Genomic DNA, 17,799 nt, shown 5'->3' with positions numbered 1-17,799 from the left:
AAGGACTTGCTCCGTAAGCCCATGCCGGTCGAAGATACCAGGCCGCTGCGACTGTTTATTAAAAACACAGCACTCTGCAAACACGAAAGTGGACGTATAGGGTGTGACGCCTGCCCGGTGCCGGAAGGTTAATTGATGGGGTTAGCTAACGCGAAGCTCTTGATCGAAGCCCCGGTAAACGGCGGCCGTAACTATAACGGTCCTAAGGTAGCGAAATTCCTTGTCGGGTAAGTTCCGACCTGCACGAATGGCGTAACGATGGCGGCGCTGTCTCCACCCGAGACTCAGTGAAATTGAAATCGCTGTGAAGATGCAGTGTATCCGCGGCTAGACGGAAAGACCCCGTGAACCTTTACTATAGCTTTGCACTGGACTTTGAATTTGCTTGTGTAGGATAGGTGGGAGGCTTTGAAGCGTGGACGCCAGTTCGCGTGGAGCCAACCTTGAAATACCACCCTGGCAACTTTGAGGTTCTAACTCAGGTCCGTTATCCGGATCGAGGACAGTGTATGGTGGGTAGTTTGACTGGGGCGGTCTCCTCCTAAAGAGTAACGGAGGAGTACGAAGGTGCGCTCAGACCGGTCGGAAATCGGTCGTAGAGTATAAAGGCAAAAGCGCGCTTGACTGCGAGACAGACACGTCGAGCAGGTACGAAAGTAGGTCTTAGTGATCCGGTGGTTCTGTATGGAAGGGCCATCGCTCAACGGATAAAAGGTACTCCGGGGATAACAGGCTGATACCGCCCAAGAGTTCATATCGACGGCGGTGTTTGGCACCTCGATGTCGGCTCATCACATCCTGGGGCTGAAGCCGGTCCCAAGGGTATGGCTGTTCGCCATTTAAAGTGGTACGCGAGCTGGGTTTAGAACGTCGTGAGACAGTTCGGTCCCTATCTGCCGTGGACGTTTGAGATTTGAGAGGGGCTGCTCCTAGTACGAGAGGACCGGAGTGGACGAACCTCTGGTGTTCCGGTTGTCACGCCAGTGGCATTGCCGGGTAGCTATGTTCGGGAAAGATAACCGCTGAAAGCATCTAAGCGGGAAACTTGCCTCAAGATGAGATCTCACTGGAACCTTGAGTTCCCTGAAGGGCCGTCGAAGACTACGACGTTGATAGGCAGGGTGTGTAAGCGCTGTGAGGCGTTGAGCTAACCTGTACTAATTGCCCGTGAGGCTTGACCATATAACACCCAAGCAATTTGCAGGCTTCCAGCTGAAGAGCGAAGGAGCACCAGATTGCGGTGTGTGAAGACGAAACGAACCGAAAGTTTGCGACTCACAAAACACCAAGCTGTCACATACCCATTTGCTGGAGCGTGATCTCGCAAGAGAAAACGACCTGGCTACCGAATTTCTTGACGACCATAGAGCATTGGAACCACCTGATCCCATCCCGAACTCAGCAGTGAAACGATACATCGCCGATGGTAGTGTGGGGTTTCCCCATGTGAGAGTAGGTCATCGTCAAGATTAAATTCCAAAACCCCTGATTGCTAACACGATCAGGGGTTTTTTTTGTGTGGCGTCGAAATGTTGGGTGCTCAGGCATCACGCCCCCCGAAATGGCTTATTACCTCGATAGAACCGGGTGTATCAACACTTCAGGTACGGCGCCATCAACGTGGCAAACCAATCGATGAAAGCCCCGAGCCGACGAGAGCGCTGACGCCGGTTCGGGTAAAGCACCGAGACGGTCATGGGCGCGGGACGGTAGGCGGCCAAGACTTCCACCAGGTCGCCGCAATCCAACAAGTGCTGAACATCGAACAACGGTACCTGGATCAGACCAAGCCCTGCGCAACACGCGGCGATGTAGCTTTCTGCGTTGTTGACCACCAGGCGCCTGGGTAGAGCCAGCGAATGTTCGACCCCGTCGACGCAATACTCCCACAGTGCTTCCTGTTCGCCCCCAGCGGCCATATAGCCGATACAGAGGTGCTTGTCTTGCAGGTCGGCAGGCTGTGTGGGGACACCAAACTCGGCCAGGTAGTCGGGGCTCGCGCAGTTGATCAGCAACACCTGACCCAACGGCTTCACCACCAGGCTGCTGTCCTGTGGTGTACCAAACCGAATCACGCAATCAACCCCCTCTTGCACCAGGTCTATCGCACGATCAGTGGAGCCCAGACCCAGTTGCAGTCGTGGATAGTGTTTCAGAAAATCGGGTAGCGCCGGAATGAGCAGGCGTCTGGCAATGCGGCTTGGAACATCAATGTCGAGACGGCCCATTACCTGTTCTTGATGGCTCTGGAACATCTGGTCGATGTCATCGATATCCAGCAATACCTGACGCGCGCGCAGCAGCAATTGGGTGCCATCGGTGGTCAGCGACACCTTGCGCGTCGTGCGGTGCAGCAGACGGGTGCCAGCATTGCTTTCCAGTTGTTGAATTGCTGCGGACACGCTGGCGCGCGGTAGTTTCAGCAACCGCGCGGCCTGAATAAAACTGCCCAGCTCAGCCACCTGAACAAAGACGCGGTATTGCTCGATTCTATCCATGGGCCTTCAATGCTTGATGACAGCGCCTGCCTGCTTCGCACGAAACCGACGAACCACTCGCCATTCGACAAAACATACGATCAATAACACCAGAGTGGTCAGCGTACCGACCATCAGCAGATCCGTGGCGTAGGCCAACGGCACAAGGGCCAGCAGCAGGACCGTGCCTGCGAGGTGGGATTTGGCTATCACCTGATACACCTCGCGTTTGTAGAGCAGGCTGGCGAACAGAAAGATCATCGGCCCCAGTACCAGGGTCACCACGTAGGCCGTGGTCATGCGCTGGTCGGGGTGGGCCATCACCAAATCATTGCCGACCGCCGTAGCAATGATGCCAGCCACCAGAACCGCGTGGATATAGTGGAAATAAGCGCCGGTGCGCCCAGGATCACTGGAGACGGTGACGCAGTGGATAGCGTCTTTGCTGGCGGTACCGAAGTACAGCCACCACATCGCCAGAGTGCCCAGCAGGGTGGTCAATAAACCGAGCAGCACTGGATTATCCCAATGATCGGTCTCCGCGAGAACGGCGCCGCTGGCCAGCAGCGTTTCACCCAGGGCGACGATCACAAACAACTGGCAACGCTCGGCCAGGTGTGCCCCTTCGATGGTCCAGTCACTGGTGCGCGAACGCCCCAGTCCCGGCAGGGCGAAGCCGAACATCGGCGACATGTACTCGCATAGCACCGCGATCAACCACAGGCCAATACGCCATGGCCCCTCCAAAAACGCGCCGGCCAGCCAGAACACCGCCGCTATCACCATCCAGCCGAGCATGCGCCGGAAGTTCGCTGCCAGCGGGTGTTCACCGGGCAAATGCAGAACGATATAGGCCGTGCGTCCAACCTGGATCAGCACATAGGCCAGTGCAAATACCAACCCTCGATTGCCGAACGCGTCGGGGATGCTTGCCGCCATCAGCAACGCAGGAAACATCATGGCGAAGATCAGTCCACGCACCCTGGGCATTTCCGGATTGAACCAATTGGTGACCCAACAGGTGTACTGCCAGCCGAGCCACACAGCAAACCACATGATAAGAGTCTGCACCACACCAAGCAGCGTCAGGTGGTGGAGCAGGCCATGGCTGAGTTGGGTCACGGCGAATACATAAACGAGATCGAACAACAGCTCCTCGAACGTCACCCGTGCGTGGTGACCGTCACGATGGCGAAGCAGCGGGTGATACGCAGACGAGTTGGCACTCATAATGACCCCATGGCTTGGTGGTTCGGGAAACTATCAGCACGCTATCACGGGGTTGCAACCGCTTTATCGCTCGTCACTTGGTGGTATAGCCGCCATTGATCAGAATCGTCTGACCCGTCACCCACCAGCCATCACTGACCAGATTACGAATGAACGGAACCACATCTTCAATATCGGTCAGACCGGTGCGCGAGAAAGGTGACAGCGCCGCAGCGCTCTTGTGATAGTTAACGGCATCCTCGCCCTCGGCCGGGTAGAAAAAGGGCGTATCCATTGGGCCTGGGCCCACTGCAGTCACCGAAATACCACGACTCCCCAGTTCTTTCGCCGCCGCCCGAGTGAACTGCTCCACTGGCGCTTTGCTGCCAGCATACGCAGCATAGAACGGCGTGAACGCCCCGAGCAATGAGGTGACGATAGTGCAGATCTTGCCGTTGTCGTTAAGATGCTTGCCGGCTTCCTTGATAAAGAAGAAGGCGGTCTTGGAGTTGACCGCCATCATCTCGTCGTACTCTGCCTCGGTGATTTCAGCCATCGGCTTCTTCAACACCTTGCCCACCGTGTTGATCGCAATATCCGGTCGCCCCACCGCCGCGACTGCATCACTGAACAGCTTTTCCACGGCATCGGCGGTGGTCAGGTCGGCTTGCAAGGCCACGGCCCTGGCCCCAAGGGCTTCAATGGCGGCTACCGTGGCGCGCGCATCGACCTGACTGGAAGGACTGTTGTAATGCACAACCACAGCCTTGGCGCCATGCCCAGCCAGGTCGCGGGCGATTAACCCACCGAGGTTTTTCGCGCCTCCGGCGATCAGTACGACTTTGCCGTTAATGGAATGATTCGGCATGGCAGCGCTCCTTGAGCTGAGAAAGGTATGACCCAGTCTAGAGCGGCTATCAGCAAAGATAAGCACGGTCGGACTGGATGCACTGTTCAGCATTGCCAGCCAATCAAAGCGCTATCCACCGGCGAACGACGTTCGCGTTGATACCGTGCCCCATCGCCGGTAAGCCGGCTTCCACTGCGGCGAGTCAATCCAAGGCATAAAAAAACCACCTGTGCAGGTGGTTTTTTTATGCCCGGATGGGTTAACCAAAGCGACCGGTGACGTAGTCTTCCGTCTGCTTCTTTTTCGGGTTGGTGAAGATCGTGTCGCTCATATCATGCTCGATCAGTTCACCCATGAACATGAAGGCTGTGTAGTCCGACACCCGTGCCGCTTGCTGCATGTTGTGGGTCACGATGATGATGGTGTACTGCTCTTTCAGCTCGGTAATCAACTGCTCAATGCGCCCGGTGGAAATCGGGTCAAGCGCGGAAGTCGGCTCATCCAGGAGCAGGACTTGTGGTCGCAAGGCAATGGTGCGGGCGATACACAGGCGCTGCTGTTGACCGCCCGACAGGCCCTGTGCGCTTTGCTTGAGCTTGTCCTTGACCTCGTCCCACAGTGCGGCGCCGCTCAGGGCCTGCTCGACGCGTTCATCCATCTCATGCCGGGACAACTGCTCATGGTGGCGTACGGCGTAGGCCACGTTGTCATAGATCGACATCGGAAACGGTACGGGTTTCTGGAAAACCATGCCGACATGGCTACGCAGGCGATTCATCGAGTAGCCCGGGGCAAGAATGTTCTCGCCGTTGAGCAATACCTCGCCGCGGGCTTCCTGCTTGGGGTACATCGAGTAGATCCGGTTGAATACCCGCAGCAGTGTCGATTTGCCGCAGCCCGAAGGCCCGATGATCGCAGTGATGCGTTTCTCCGGGATATCCATGTCGATGGACTTCAGAGAGCGTTGGTTATTGTAGAAAAACTCCAGGCCACGAACGCGAATTTTGGTTTTTTCGTTGCCAAGGTCACGGCTATTCATCAAGTCAACCTATTGCGCAAAAGGATCAAACGGGACAGAAGGCTGAGTATCAGTACGAACAAGGTCAGTACCAACGCCCCCGCCCAGGCCAGGGAGTGCCAGTCCTCGAAAGGGCTCATGGCGTACTGGAAAATGACGACGGGCACGCTGGCAATCGGTTTGAGCAGATTGCTGCTCCAGAACTGGTTGCCGAAGGCGGTAAACAGCAGCGGCGCTGTTTCACCGGTGATCCTGGCCAGCGCCAGCAATATGCCGGTCAGCACGCCAGCTTTCGCTGCTCGCAGGACGATTTGCAAGGTCAATTTCCACTGTGGGACACCCAATGCCAGCGCAGCCTCGCGCAGGGTAGTGGGTTGCAGTTGAAGCATCTCGTCGGTAGTCCTGACCACCACCGGGATCACCAGGAGCGCCAGGGCCAGGGCCCCGGCGATCGCCGAGAAGCCGGACTGGTGATTGGTCAGCAGGTTCAACGGCAGGATAATGGCGGTGTAGACGAACAGGCCCAGCACAATCGACGGTGCCGAAAGCAGGATGTCGTTGATAAACCGGACGGTGTTGCCCAGGCGTGAGTGACGCGCGAACTCCGCCAGCCAGATGCCCGCCATCAAGCCGATCGGTGTGCCGACCAGCAGGGCGATCGCCGACATCAGGGCACTGCCATAGAACGCATTGGCCAGGCCGCCTTCCACGCCAGGTGGTGGTGTCATCTGGGTAAAGAGGCGAAGATTAAGCGCCTGAAAGCCGTTGATGACCGTGGTCATCAGGATCCACACCAGCCAGATCAAACCGAAGGCCGTGGCGCCACAACTGAGCACCATCGCCAGCCGATTCTTGAAGGCGCGGATTTGGTAGAGGCGTTCATTGCTCGTCATACACCCTCCTTGCGTGAAAGCCGCATCAGCATGAGTCGGGCCAGCGCCAATACGATAAAGGTGACGATGAACAGCAAGAAGCCCAGCGCGATCAGCGCCGAGCGATGCAGGTCGGTATAGGCTTCGCTGAACTCGTTGGCGATGACCGAGGCGATGGAGCTACTGGGCATCAGCAATGAGGCCGAGAACTGTTGAGCATTACCCAGCACGAAAGTCACCGCCATGGTCTCGCCCAATGCCCGTCCCAGTCCGAGAAAGATACCGCCGACCACCGCAGAGCGTGTGTAAGGCAGGACGATGTCCCAGACGACTTCCCAGGTGGTACCGCCTAGCGCGTAGGCAGACTCCTTCAAGGGGGTGGGCACGCTACGAAACACTTCCTGCATGACCGAGGTGATGAAGGGCATGATCATGATCGCCAGGACGATGCCGGCGGTCAGCATGCCGATGCCCAGTGGCGGGCCCTGAAACAGCGAACCGACCAAAGGCAACGCGCCCAGGTAGTCGTTGATCCAGGGCGATAGATGTTCCGCCATGAACGGGCCGAAAACGAACAGGCCCCACATGCCATAGATAATCGATGGAATTCCCGCGAGTAATTCAACCGCCGAGGCGACGGGCATTCGCAGCCAGGGTGGTGCGACCTCGGTCAAAAAAATCGCGATGCCAAAGCTGACGGGAACTGCAATCAGCAACGCCAGGAAAGATGTCACCAGGGTGCCGTAAATCGGCACCAGGGCACCAAAGTGGTTATTGACCGCATCCCACTCTGTACTGGTAAGAAAACCGAAACCGAAGGTCTTGAGCGCAAGGCTGCCGCCCCAGAGTGTCGACGCTGCGATGCTCGCCAGGAGCAACAGTACCAGCATCGCAGCGCCCATCATCGAGCGCTTGAACCAGAGATCATGGCGATGATCGCGAGTCGCGCGCGCATCACTCATCACTTCGCCAGCGTAAAGGGTCATGGCTGGAGGTTGGACTATATCGTTCATCAGAAGTCTGCTCACAAACAAACCCCTTCACTCGGCAAAGACTGCCCGAGGAAGGGGTGTTTTAGCTATTGCTGGATCAATGGGCGAAGTCAGACTTCCAGTAACCTTCGATGCGCTTGACGAGGGAGTCAGGCAAAGCCACATAGTCCAGCGCCGAAGCTTGTTGCTGGCCATTTTCCAGCGACCATTTGAAGAAGTTGAAGGCCGCTTGGCTTTGCTCGGCATTCTTCGGCTGTTTGTACATGATGATCCAGGTGGTCGCCGTGATCGGCCATGCGCCATCGCCAGGGGCGTTGGTCATGATCAGGTTGAAGTCCTTGGCGTTGGCCCAGTCGGCAGTGTCGGCAGCCGCGGCAAACGCTTTGGCGTTGGGTTGAATGAACTTCCCGGCGGCGTTTTTCAGCTGCGCGTGAGTCATCTTGTTTTGCAGGGCGTAGGCGTATTCGACGTAACCGATGGAGTTCTTGATCTGCTTCACGTAGGCGGAGACACCTTCGTTGCCTTTGCCACCCACACCGACCGGCCAAGGCACGGTGGTACCGAAGCCGATCTTGGATTTCCAGCCATCACTCACTTTGGCGAGGTAGTTGGTGAAGTTGTACGAGGTGCCCGAGCCGTCAGAGCGGTGAACCACGGTGATTTTACCGCCAGGTAGTTTCACGCCTGGGTTCAGGGCGACGATGGCCGGGTCGGTCCATTCGGTAATCTCGCCGAGGAAGATTTTCGCCAGGGTCTCACCATCGAGCTTCAATTGGCCCGCGGCGACACCGTCAATGTTCATCACCGGCACGATGCCGCCAATCACGCTGGGAAACTGACCGAGGCCGCCGGCCTTGAGGTCATCCGCGGACAACGGGGCGTCGGAGGCACCGAAATCGACGGTTGCCGCCTTGATCTGGGCAATACCACCGCCCGAGCCGATTGACTGGTAGTTGATGCGGTTGCTCGAACTCTTGCTGTAGTCCTGGGACCACTTGGACAAAACCGGATAGACAAAGCTGGAGCCGGCACCGGTCACATCAGTTGCATGGGCAAGACCGCTCAGACAGAGGGACGCCAGCAGGACAGACAGGCTTTTTTTAGTCAGCAACATCACGACAACACCTCAAGGGAAGGGGTTAAGTGGCATGAAGCCACTTGTGGAGACGTTACGATTAAATTCCTGAAATATTTCTGTCTGATGACGTCGAGGTGATTTTTGGTAATATTTTGCAATGAAGATTTATTCATTTGCCAAGGATCATTGGGCGCTGGAGGGTGTCCAGCGCCCTGGTCAAGCCATCAGACCCTGAAACGCTTGACCAGCAGCCCCAACTCCCGCGACAGCTGATCCAGCTCGACGCACATTTCATTGTTGCGCGTGGTGATGGCCTGGGTGTCGTTGATGTGCTGGCTGATTTGCATCAGGCTCTGGTTCACTTCGGCACCGATACTCGACTGTTCTTCCGCGGCGGTCGCGATCTGGTTGTTCATGCCATTGATCTCGGATACCGCACTGCTCACCTGGGCGAGGATCTGGCCGGTGCCGTTGACTTTGGTCACCGCCACTTCACTGCCATCGAGGCTGCTCTGCATGGTGCTGACCGCCGCCCGGGCACCCTGTTGCAGTTGGCTGATCTTGCTCTGGATTTCCTGGGTGCTTTGTTGGGTCCGTTGGGCCAGCGAGCGAACCTCATCGGCCACCACGGCAAAGCCACGCCCCTGTTCGCCCGCGCGCGCGGCCTCGATGGCGGCGTTGAGGGCCAGCAGGTTGGTCTGCTCGGCGATGCCGCGGATCACATCGAGGATGGAGCCGATGGATTCCACATCGCTGCCCAGGGTCTGGATATCCTGAGCGGCTTTTTCGATGTCCCGCGCCAGACCGCCGATGGCATCGACAGTGTCGTTCACGTTGGTTTGCATGGCCTGGGCCTGCTCATCGGTCTCGCGGGTCGCCTGAGCGGCACTTTGCGCCGACTCCGCGACGTTATGGGTGGCCAGGGCCATCTGCTCCATGGCGTGGGTGACCTGCTCGGCATCGCGGGTCTGGCGCATCAGCGCATCGGCGGCATGCTGGGCGCTCTGCTTGAGTTGCTCGTTGCGCTCGTGCAACTGTTGAGCGCAGCGGGCCAGGTCCAACACCATGTGGCGGATCTTTCCGGCGAACTGGTTGAAGGCACCCGCCAGTTCGGCGGTCTCTTCGTTGCCATCGATGGGCAACTGGCGGGTGAGGTCGCCGTCTTCGCTGGCCAGGTCTTGCAGGCTGCGCGTCAGCAAACCGAGGGGCCTGACGATGCTACGGGCGACGTAAGCGGCGATGATACTCAGCAGGATCAGCAGTACCCCCATGATGCCCCATTGCTTCCAGCGCAGGGCGTCCATGGCTTCTTGCTGGTGCTGTGTCTGCGCGGCGATCAGGGCGTCCAGGCCATCGACATAAAACCCGGCGCCGACGATCCAGTTCCATTTGTCCAGATAGATGCTGTAGGACAGCTTGGGGTAGGCGGTGCTGTCATTGCCGGGCTTGGGGAAGTAGTACGTGACGAAATCACCGCCGCGCTTGGCGGCAGCAATCAGCTCCCGGATCAGATAAGTGCCGTGGCTGTCTTTCAGGTCCCAGAAATTTTTCCCATCGTCCTGACCCGCGGCCAGAAAAATCCTGTCGCCCTTGTCGTTGTAGCCGAAGAAATAGCCGTCCTGGCCGTAACGAAGTTCGCGCAGTCTACGCCGGGCTTCCGCCTGGGTGGCGGGGCTCATGGCGTCGGCCCCTTCGTAGAGCGGCTTGATGGTGCTGTAGGCGAGATCAAGGTAGTGCACCAACTCGTCCTTGCGGGTTTTCATCAGGGTCTGACGCGTCTGCTCGATGCTTTTCTCGCCCATGGCCTGCTGTTCGGAAAAGGCCAGTAGTTGAATAATCAAAGCCAGTAAAAGGGCAGGAATGACGGATAGCAGCAGAACCTTGTTGCGTATTTTCCACTTCATAGGAAATCCCGGATCGAGGAGCAAACTTATTGTGTTTTTTTTGTATCGGCTCGCAGGCTTGATCATTCAGCCCGCGAAGCGGTTTTTTTCAAAAAGGTCGCCATCACTCTCTGGACGAAATCAGCTCGTGAGGGCAGGAGATCGATGCCGATCGAGTCTACTCATGGCTATGCATACTCTCTTTATTCAGGGGAAGGGGCGATATGACCATCGACTGGCTTGACTTTACGCCGTGGTCGGCGCTGGCAGGGGATGCGCGGTTGATTGGCGGTAGTCTGCTGTTTGGCGTGGGCTGGGGCTTGGCAGATCCGGCCAGGCCTACTTGTCGTCCTCGCAGCCCAACCCTTGGCGCGGTCCTTCTTCGTCGTTCAGTGTCTTGCCGGTCCTGGCCATGATCTGCGCCTGCAGTTGCTTGAGCGCGGGCGCGGCGAGGCGTTTGCAGCGGTTGATTTCCCACACCAGCAGCGGACAGTATAGGCCAGTGTGGCGCCGCGCTTGATGCTGGCAAGCGCTTGCCCGCTCTCAGGTTTTTGCGACACCGGACGATACCCTGATTGGGATAGCCCGAGAAAACCGTCCCTGTTGGGGCAATCGTGTGTCTCAAGCCGTCGATCAAGCCTCTATAGCTTTTGCCGCTACGCTTGGCAAAAGGTCGGGCTTTGCCTGCAATTTTGTACGATGCTGTAAAGTTGGTTGATGGCAAATCGCCTTTAGTTATTATTTGCGCGCGAAAGTGGCAGGGAAGCTGAACCCGCTCCGGTAATTGCCCACGGGCTCATCTTCTATTTCCCATGACAGGAATCTCGATGCTGGCGTACCACCAAAAAAACTTTCTTATCGTCGACGATTTCTCCGATTTCCGCAGTTCAGTCAGGTCGATGCTGCGGGAGCTGGGAGTCAAGGAAGTGGACACCGCCGACACCGGGGAACAGGCGCTGCGTATGTGCGCGCAGAAGCGCTACGATTTCGTGCTGCACGACTACCATCTGGGCGATGGCAAGAAGAATGGCCAGCAGGTGCTCGAAGACCTGATGACCGACAAGTTGATCAGCCATGAAAGCGTGTTTGTCATGGTCACCGCCGAAAGCAGCCAGGCCATGGTGCTCTCGGCCCTCGAGCACGAACCCGATGCCTACCTGACCAAACCGTTCAACCGCGCGAGCCTGGCCCAGCGTCTCGAAAAACTGGTGCAGCGCAAAAATCTGCTCAAACCGATCATGCAGGCGCTGGACCGCGACAAACCGGCCGAGGTGCTGGCCGCCTGCACCCGCCTGACCCAGCAGGACACCCGTTTCGCCCCGTTGTGCCTGCGCTATCGCGCCGATGCGATGTGGAACCTGAATCAGTTCGAGCCCCTGGAGCGTTTTCTCACCGGAATCCTTGCCGACCGCCCGTTGCCCTGGGCCTATGCGCGCATGGGGCAGTTGCTGTTCAAGCGCAATCAGACCGCTCAGGCCAAGGCGCTCTACGAGACCGCGCTGAAAGCCTTTCCCATGATGCCGGCGCTCTATGACGGCTTGGCCGAGGTGCTGGTGGTGGAAGGCGATACCCGGCGTGCGCAGAGCGTTCTGGAAGAGGCCGTGCGCTTGTCGCCGCTGGCGGTACGTCGGCAGTCGATGCTTGGCAAGCTGGCCCTGGCCAACGAAGATTTTGACAGTGCTTCCCGGGCCTATCGCCAGGCCGTATCCCAGGGTGAGCAATCGCGCTTCAAGGACCCGGAAAGCAACCTCGGCCTGGCCCATGCGCTGATCAGCAAGGGTAGCGAGCGTGGACTGGACACCCGCACCCGGCTGGAGATCAACCAGACCCTGAGCGCGGTTGCCAAGGAAAACGCCAACGACCAGGGCTTGCAGGTGCGCGCGCGCTTGATGAAAGCCACCAGCCTGTTGCTCAACGATGCCGAAACCGCCGACAAGCTCACCGAGCAGGCGATGGCGCGCCTGGACGGCATGGAGAACTTCATGAGCGCCGAGGCGGCGTTGCTGGTGGCCAAGCAACTGCAGCAACTGGGTCAGGCCGAAGCCGGGGTTTCGATGCTCAAGAGCTGCGTGGAGATCTACGGCGACGATCCGACGGTGATGAAAGGTATCGCCAAGCTGACCGACGACCCGCAGATCCTCGGCAGCGGCAAGGCCGCCATCGATCTCAACGTGCAGGGGGTGCGCAGCTACAAGGGCGGCAACCTGGACGAAGCCGTGGGCCTGTTCCGGCGCGCCCTGGCACTGCAACCGAAGAACATCAGTATTGCCTTGAACGCGGCCCAGGCCCTGCTCGTCATTGCCCAGAAAAGTGCCGATGCCGCCGTGCTCGAGGAATGTCGCGGCTGTCTGAAAATGGTCGGCAAGATGCCGGACAGCGACCCCCGTTATGAGAGGTATCAGAAATTGCGTACTCGGGCGTTTGGTGAATGAGCGACAGTCACGAGGGGCTGGATTTCTCCACGGTGATCGCCTCCACCGTGCATGACATGAAGAACTCCCTGGCGATGCTGACGCAGGCCCATGGCCAGTGGTTGGCGCGTTTGCCCGAGGTCCAGCGCGAAACGCCCGAGCACAGCGTGATCGAGTATGAGTTCGCACATCTCAACACCATGCTGGTGCAGTTGCTCGGGCTGTACAAGCTGGGGGTCAATCAACTGCCGCTACGTCCGGATTACCATGAGATGGACGACTTTATCGGCGCGCAACTGGCGGGGCGCCAGGAGCTGCTGAGCAGCCGCGGGATCGTCGCCAGTTGCGAGGTAGACGATTTCAGCCCGCTGGGGTTCTTCGATCGGGAGCTGATCGGTTCGGTGGTCGGCAATATTGTCACCAATGCTATCGGTTACGCTTGTCATGCGCTGTTGGTCAGTGTTCGCGAAGAGGGCGAGCAGTTGGTGCTGAGCATCAATGACGACGGTCCTGGCTATCCCGAGCAGATGCTCGAGCGCCAGGCCGATTATGTCCAGGGTATCAATCCGGTGACCGGCAGTACTGGCCTGGGGTTGTATTTTGCCGCGCGGATTGCCGGGCTGCACGAGCGCAACGGCGTGCGCGGGCGGATCGAGATCGCCAATGGCGGAACCCTGGGTGGGGCGTTGTTCAGTCTTTATCTGCCTTGACTCCGGGTGGTGCGCGCGTGGAGGGAGGGGGTTGTCAGGCTTTTCTGTATTCCCTGCTTGAAATCCTGAACGGGTGATGCGTATTTTGTACAGGACGCCGTTCGCGGCCTGTACAACAACAAGGATTGAGTCATGACGACCGATGGCCAGCGTTCACTCGCCCTGCGACTGACCGGCATTGATGAGATTGAATGTGTCACCCCGGACCTCAATGGTGTACCTCGCGGCAAAGTGATGACCGCCGAAGGCTTTCTCGAAGGGCGACGCCTGCAGATGGCCCGTGGGGTCTTGCTGCAGTGCATCATGGGCGGTTATCCGCCGGCGCGTTTCTACGGCAGCGATGACGGCGACCTGGCGCTCAACGCCGACCCCGAGCAGATCCACCGCCTGCCTTGGAGCCTGCAACCGCGGGCCCTGGCCATCTGCGATGCGGATGAGTTGAGTGGCGAAAGCTCCAGTCTGTCGACCCGTGGCCAGCTCAAGGCGGTGATCGCGCGTTATGCCGCTCGTGGTCTGGCCCCGGTGGTCGCGACCGAGCTGGAGTTCTTCGTCTTCGCCGCCAACCCCGACCCGAGCCAGGCTTTCCTGCCGCCGGTGGGCCTGGATGGTCGGCGCGAGGATGGCCATTCGGCGTTCAGCGTCAGCTCCAACAACGGCTTGCGCCCGTTTTTCAGTGAAGTCTATGAGTGCATGGCCGCCCTGGGGCTGCCACGGGACACCTTCATGCACGAAATGGGGGTCAGCCAGTTCGAGATCAACCTGCTGCACGGCGATCCATTGCTGCTGGCCGACCAGACCTTCCTGTTCAAGCACCTGCTCAAGGAGGTCGCGCTCAAGCACGGCCTGACCGTGGTGTGCATGGCCAAACCGCTGGCCAGGACCCCCGGCAGTTCGATGCATATTCACCAGAGCGTGGTGCGCATCGACGGTGGGCACAATGTGTTCAGCGATGCCGCTGGCGAGCCAACGGCGACGTTCCGGCATTTCATTGGCGGGCAGCAGGCGTGCCTGGCTGACTTCACCGCGCTGTTCGCGCCGAACGTGAATTCCTACCAGCGCCTGTGCCACCCCTTTGCCTCGCCGAACAATGCCTGCTGGTCCCATGATAATCGCTCGGCCGGTTTGCGCATTCCGGCCAGTTCGCCGGTGGCGCGGCGCGTGGAGAACCGCTTGCCGGGCGCTGACGCCAACCCTTATCTGGCGCTTGCCGCGAGCCTGGCGGCGGGCCTGTACGGGATCGAGCACGAGCTGGAACCGACGCCGGCCATCCAGGGCGAGTTCGAAGTCCCGGACGCCTTGTCGTTGCCATGTACCTTGCATGCCGCGCTCGAGCGTCTGAAACGTAGCCAGTTGGCCAGGGAGTTGTTCGGCAACGTGTTCATCGAAGGCTACATCGCGTCGAAGAGCATGGAACTGACCAGTTTCCTGGATGAAATCACCCCTTGGGAGCGTCGGGTTCTGGCCTCCCAGGCATAGCTGTAGTCGTCCCGTTCGGGCTATCTTGTCGGATAGCCCGATACCCCATTCAAGGAGCCGCTCGGAACGCCGATGCGCCAAATCTGGAAATCCTTTCGAGCGTTGTATTTCGCCTCGCTGATGATGTTGATCGGCTCGGGCCTGTTGAGCACTTACCTGGCCCTGCGCCTGGCCGCCGAGCATGTCGACGGCCTGTGGGTGGGGGCCTTGATGGCCGCCAACTACTTCGGTCTGGTGTTGGGCGGCAAGATCGGCCACCGGCTGATTGCCCGGGTCGGGCATATTCGTGCCTATGCCACGTGTGCCGGTTTTGTCGGCGCGGCGGTGCTCGGCCATGGCCTGATCGACTGGCTGCCGGCCTGGTTGTTCCTGCGGATGATCGTGGGCCTGGGGATGATGTGCCAGTACATGGTCATCGAGAGCTGGCTCAACGAGCAGGCGGAAGCCAAGCAGCGCGGCTTGGTCTTCAGTGGCTACATGATTGCCTCTTACCTGGGGCTGATCCTCGGGCAGATGATCCTGGTCATGCACCCGACCCTGGGCCTGGAGCTGCTGATGGTGGTGGCAATGTGTTTTGCCCTGTGCCTGGTGCCCGTGGCCATGACCCGGCGGATTCACCCGGCACCCTTGCATCCGGCGCCGCTGGAACCGCGCTTCTTCATGAAGCGCGTGCCACAGTCGCTGACTACCGTCCTTGGCGGCGGGATTATCGTCGGCTCCTTTTACGGCCTGGCGCCGTTGTACGCATCCCAGCAAGGGCTCTCCACCGAGCAGGTGGGCCTGTTCATGGGCAGCTGCATTTTCGCCGGCTTCCTGGTGCAGTGGCCCCTGGGCTGGTTATCGGATCGCTATGATCGGGCGCTGTTGATTCGCAGCAGCGCTTTCCTGCTGGCGCTGGCTTCATTGCCGCTGGCGATCATGTCTCATGCACCGCTGGAGGTACTGTTCGCCGCGGGCTTCGTGGTGTCCTTGCTGCAGTTCTGCCTGTATCCGCTGGCGGTGGCTTTTTCCAACGACCATATCGAGGGGGATCGTCGGGTCTCGCTGACGGCCATGCTGCTGATGACCTATGGCATCGGCGCGAGTATCGGACCCCTGGTAGCCGGTGTCCTGATGAAGCTGTTCGGCAGCCAGATGCTCTATGCATTTTTCAGTTTCTTCGCCTTGCTGCTGGTGTGGCGGATCCGGCCGAAGGCGGTGACCAACCTGCATCAGGTCGATGATGCGCCGTTGCAACACGTAGTCATGCCGGAAGCCATGTCGCCGCTGGGGGCCGCGCTGGACCCGCGGGTCGATGAGCAGATCGTGCTCGATCAGATGTGCGACAGCATCGTGCCCGCACCGCCCGAGGCCGAGGTGCTGCCCGAGGTGGACGACTCGGACCCGGAGCCGGCGCACAAGTCGAGCAATTGAGGCGGCAGGCTTAAAAAAAACGGGCCACCTGATGAGGGTGGCCCGTTTTTCATGGCGGCTGGTGGCTCAGAAGTCGTCGTCTTTATCGAAGCGCCGCGCTTCACGCTGCAACTGATAGACGAAACGCTCGACCTGGCGTTGGACCAGGCCGCTCATGTTGTGGAAGCGCACGCCGGCAAAGGTGGTGTTGATCCTTTCCTCGAAGTGCAGGTGACGCAGTTCCACAGGGGCGGTCATGGGGCCGAAGGGCAGGGCGGCAATGAAGCGTTCGTAGACTTGGCCCAGTTGCAGGCGGTCGGAAATATCGCCTTCGAAGCGTAATTTGCAACCGGTCGCGGAAATGTCCAGCAACTTGCCGTTCACCGGTGTCTTGAGCTTCTCGCCGCCCAGTTCGACATTGACCAGCGCGGTCAGCTTCAAGGCCGCGCGGAAGGCGTTGCGACGCTGGTGATAAACCACTTCATCGGGTATCGAGCCACGGTAGCATCCGTTGTTCTCGTCGATGGTCATGGGGTGCGGCTGTTCCCAGGCGATACGCACGCCTTCGTGAAAGCCTTCGACCCGGAAGGGTTCGCCGGCGGACAGGAAGCGTTCGCCGTCGCGCGGCATCATTTCGTCCAGGGCCAGGGTACCGGCTTCGCGGTTGACGTCGATTATAAAGCTCTGGAAGCGCTGACTGCGCTCATGGAAGGTGATGATCAGCGGGTCATGACTTTCCTGCAGCATCCGCAGGTTGGCGGAAATTTCCAGAGGTGTACTAAGCACCTTGGGTGGCTGCGGAGCATCATCCGCGCTTGGGGCATTGGACACGGTTCATCAATCTCCAGACAAAATACAACTGCACGCAAAGGCTAGCATTTTGCCAGCATGTTGCGCGCCTTGATAGAGCACGCGCAAGGCCCGGTTCAAGCCTGGCTGAGCGGACGCGGTTTCACGGATTTCGCTGTTGAGCCGCGCGCATCATAGAGGGCGGGTGTTTCGCCGCCGGTCAGGATCTTCAACTGGTTTGCGGTTGTCGCTTGTTGAACCTGGATATTGCGACCGTTGAGCTCATTGGCGGTTTGGCATTCGGCCAGCAATTGGGTCAGCACATCGCTCTGACTCAGCAATTGCTCGCCAATGCTGGACTGTGCGGCGAGCTGTTCCAGTCCGGCGCGGTTGGTCGGCAAATTGAGACCGGCGAGCACCTGGCTGCGTTTGCGGCCATGCTGCTCCAGCAGAATGATCAGTGCTTGCTTGCGCGCCAGAATGTCTTCCAGCTCGAACATATTGCGACCATGGAGCGCCTGGGATTCGGCGCGCAGCAACTCAAGCAGGTCCTGAGCAGGTGCGAAATCGTCGGTGATCAGTTGCAGCAGAGTGTTGTCGTGCATGACTGGCCTTGGTTTTTAAGCGTCCAAAAGCCTGACG

Annotated in this window: 15 protein-coding genes, 2 rRNA genes and 1 pseudogene (1 of these 18 cut by a window edge); 6 read left to right on the top strand and 12 right to left on the bottom strand. The window is 59.0% G+C overall.

The genetic code is table 11. The features are described from left to right. Together PFEN_RS13025 and rrf are read left to right on the top strand one after the other, a co-directional pair. Positions 1 to 1,182 (top strand): 23S ribosomal RNA (locus PFEN_RS13025) (it extends 1,710 nt beyond the left edge of the window). Positions 1,183 to 1,353: 171 nt separating this feature from the next. Next, positions 1,354 to 1,469, top strand: a 5S ribosomal RNA gene (rrf, locus tag PFEN_RS13020). Positions 1,470 to 1,592: 123 nt separating this feature from the next. On the opposite strand, the gene PFEN_RS13015 is transcribed toward rrf, so the two are convergent. From PFEN_RS13015 to PFEN_RS12975, 10 genes and pseudogenes are all read right to left on the bottom strand, one after another. Then, positions 1,593 to 2,498 carry a LysR family transcriptional regulator gene (locus PFEN_RS13015; RefSeq protein ID WP_191487231.1) on the bottom strand — a complete coding sequence of 302 codons (906 nt, stop codon included), beginning with the start codon at positions 2,496 to 2,498 and terminating at the stop codon, positions 1,593 to 1,595. Positions 2,499 to 2,504: 6 nt separating this feature from the next. Then, entirely contained in the window at positions 2,505 to 3,707 is a 1,203-nt protein-coding gene (locus tag PFEN_RS13010; protein ID WP_191487230.1) for a low temperature requirement protein A, read from the bottom strand. 73 nt (positions 3,708 to 3,780) lie between these two features. Beyond that, a complete protein-coding gene (locus PFEN_RS13005) occupies positions 3,781 to 4,554 on the bottom strand; it encodes an SDR family oxidoreductase (protein WP_191487229.1) in 774 nt (257 codons plus the stop codon). A gap of 241 nt (positions 4,555 to 4,795) precedes the next feature. Beyond that, a complete protein-coding gene (gene pstB, locus PFEN_RS13000) occupies positions 4,796 to 5,575 on the bottom strand; it encodes a phosphate ABC transporter ATP-binding protein PstB (RefSeq protein ID WP_191487228.1) in 780 nt (259 codons plus the stop codon). After that, complete coding sequence (gene pstA / locus PFEN_RS12995) at positions 5,575 to 6,447, bottom strand: phosphate ABC transporter permease PstA (protein ID WP_191487227.1); 873 nt, start codon at positions 6,445 to 6,447, stop codon at positions 5,575 to 5,577. Before pstA ends, pstB begins: the two co-directional genes overlap by 1 nt. After that, positions 6,444 to 7,412, bottom strand: a complete 969-nt coding sequence (gene pstC / locus PFEN_RS12990) for a phosphate ABC transporter permease subunit PstC (protein WP_412071440.1) — start codon at positions 7,410 to 7,412, stop codon at positions 6,444 to 6,446. Before pstC ends, pstA begins: the two co-directional genes overlap by 4 nt. A gap of 103 nt (positions 7,413 to 7,515) precedes the next feature. After that, positions 7,516 to 8,532 (bottom strand): phosphate ABC transporter substrate-binding protein PstS, encoded by a 1,017-nt coding sequence (pstS, locus tag PFEN_RS12985; RefSeq protein ID WP_191487225.1) that lies wholly within the window; start codon positions 8,530 to 8,532, stop codon positions 7,516 to 7,518. Between the two features lie 188 nt (positions 8,533 to 8,720). Beyond that, on the bottom strand, positions 8,721 to 9,473 hold the full coding sequence (locus PFEN_RS31470; protein WP_412071439.1) for a methyl-accepting chemotaxis protein: 753 nt from the start codon (positions 9,471 to 9,473) through the stop codon (positions 8,721 to 8,723). A gap of 105 nt (positions 9,474 to 9,578) precedes the next feature. Beyond that, positions 9,579 to 10,298: pseudogene (locus tag PFEN_RS31465) on the bottom strand (cache domain-containing protein); the annotation flags it as partial. 420 nt (positions 10,299 to 10,718) lie between these two features. Continuing rightward, positions 10,719 to 10,859 (bottom strand): hypothetical protein, encoded by a 141-nt coding sequence (locus PFEN_RS12975; protein WP_191487224.1) that lies wholly within the window; start codon positions 10,857 to 10,859, stop codon positions 10,719 to 10,721. A 347-nt stretch (positions 10,860 to 11,206) separates the two neighbouring features. Here PFEN_RS12975 and PFEN_RS12970 point away from each other — a divergent pair, with 347 nt between their 5' ends. From PFEN_RS12970 to PFEN_RS12955, 4 genes are all read left to right on the top strand, one after another. Next, a complete protein-coding gene (locus tag PFEN_RS12970; RefSeq protein WP_191487223.1) occupies positions 11,207 to 12,811 on the top strand; it encodes a tetratricopeptide repeat-containing response regulator in 1,605 nt (534 codons plus the stop codon). After that, positions 12,808 to 13,500: a sensor histidine kinase gene (locus PFEN_RS12965; RefSeq protein ID WP_191487222.1), complete on the top strand. Its 693-nt coding sequence runs from the start codon at positions 12,808 to 12,810 to the stop codon at positions 13,498 to 13,500. Before PFEN_RS12970 ends, PFEN_RS12965 begins: the two co-directional genes overlap by 4 nt. A 234-nt stretch (positions 13,501 to 13,734) precedes the next feature. Beyond that, a complete protein-coding gene (locus tag PFEN_RS12960; RefSeq protein WP_191487483.1) occupies positions 13,735 to 14,976 on the top strand; it encodes a glutamine synthetase family protein in 1,242 nt (413 codons plus the stop codon). A 72-nt stretch (positions 14,977 to 15,048) separates the two neighbouring features. Next, positions 15,049 to 16,389, top strand: coding sequence for an MFS transporter (locus PFEN_RS12955; RefSeq protein WP_191487221.1), 1,341 nt, complete (start codon positions 15,049 to 15,051; stop codon positions 16,387 to 16,389). A 66-nt stretch (positions 16,390 to 16,455) separates the two neighbouring features. Here the strand turns inward: PFEN_RS12955 and PFEN_RS12950 are convergent, their stop codons facing one another. Then, on the bottom strand, positions 16,456 to 17,199 hold the full coding sequence (locus PFEN_RS12950) for a flagellar brake protein (RefSeq protein WP_191487220.1): 744 nt from the start codon (positions 17,197 to 17,199) through the stop codon (positions 16,456 to 16,458). A gap of 95 nt (positions 17,200 to 17,294) precedes the next feature. Then, positions 17,295 to 17,762: a flagella synthesis protein FlgN gene (locus tag PFEN_RS12945; protein ID WP_191487219.1), complete on the bottom strand. Its 468-nt coding sequence runs from the start codon at positions 17,760 to 17,762 to the stop codon at positions 17,295 to 17,297. Between the last annotated feature and the right edge of the window lie 37 nt (positions 17,763 to 17,799).

Source organism: Pseudomonas sp. FEN (assembly GCF_904067045.1).
Lineage (GTDB): Bacteria > Pseudomonadota > Gammaproteobacteria > Pseudomonadales > Pseudomonadaceae > Aquipseudomonas.
Note: the sequence above shows the minus strand (reverse complement) of the source record. Positions and strands in the feature narration are given on the sequence as shown.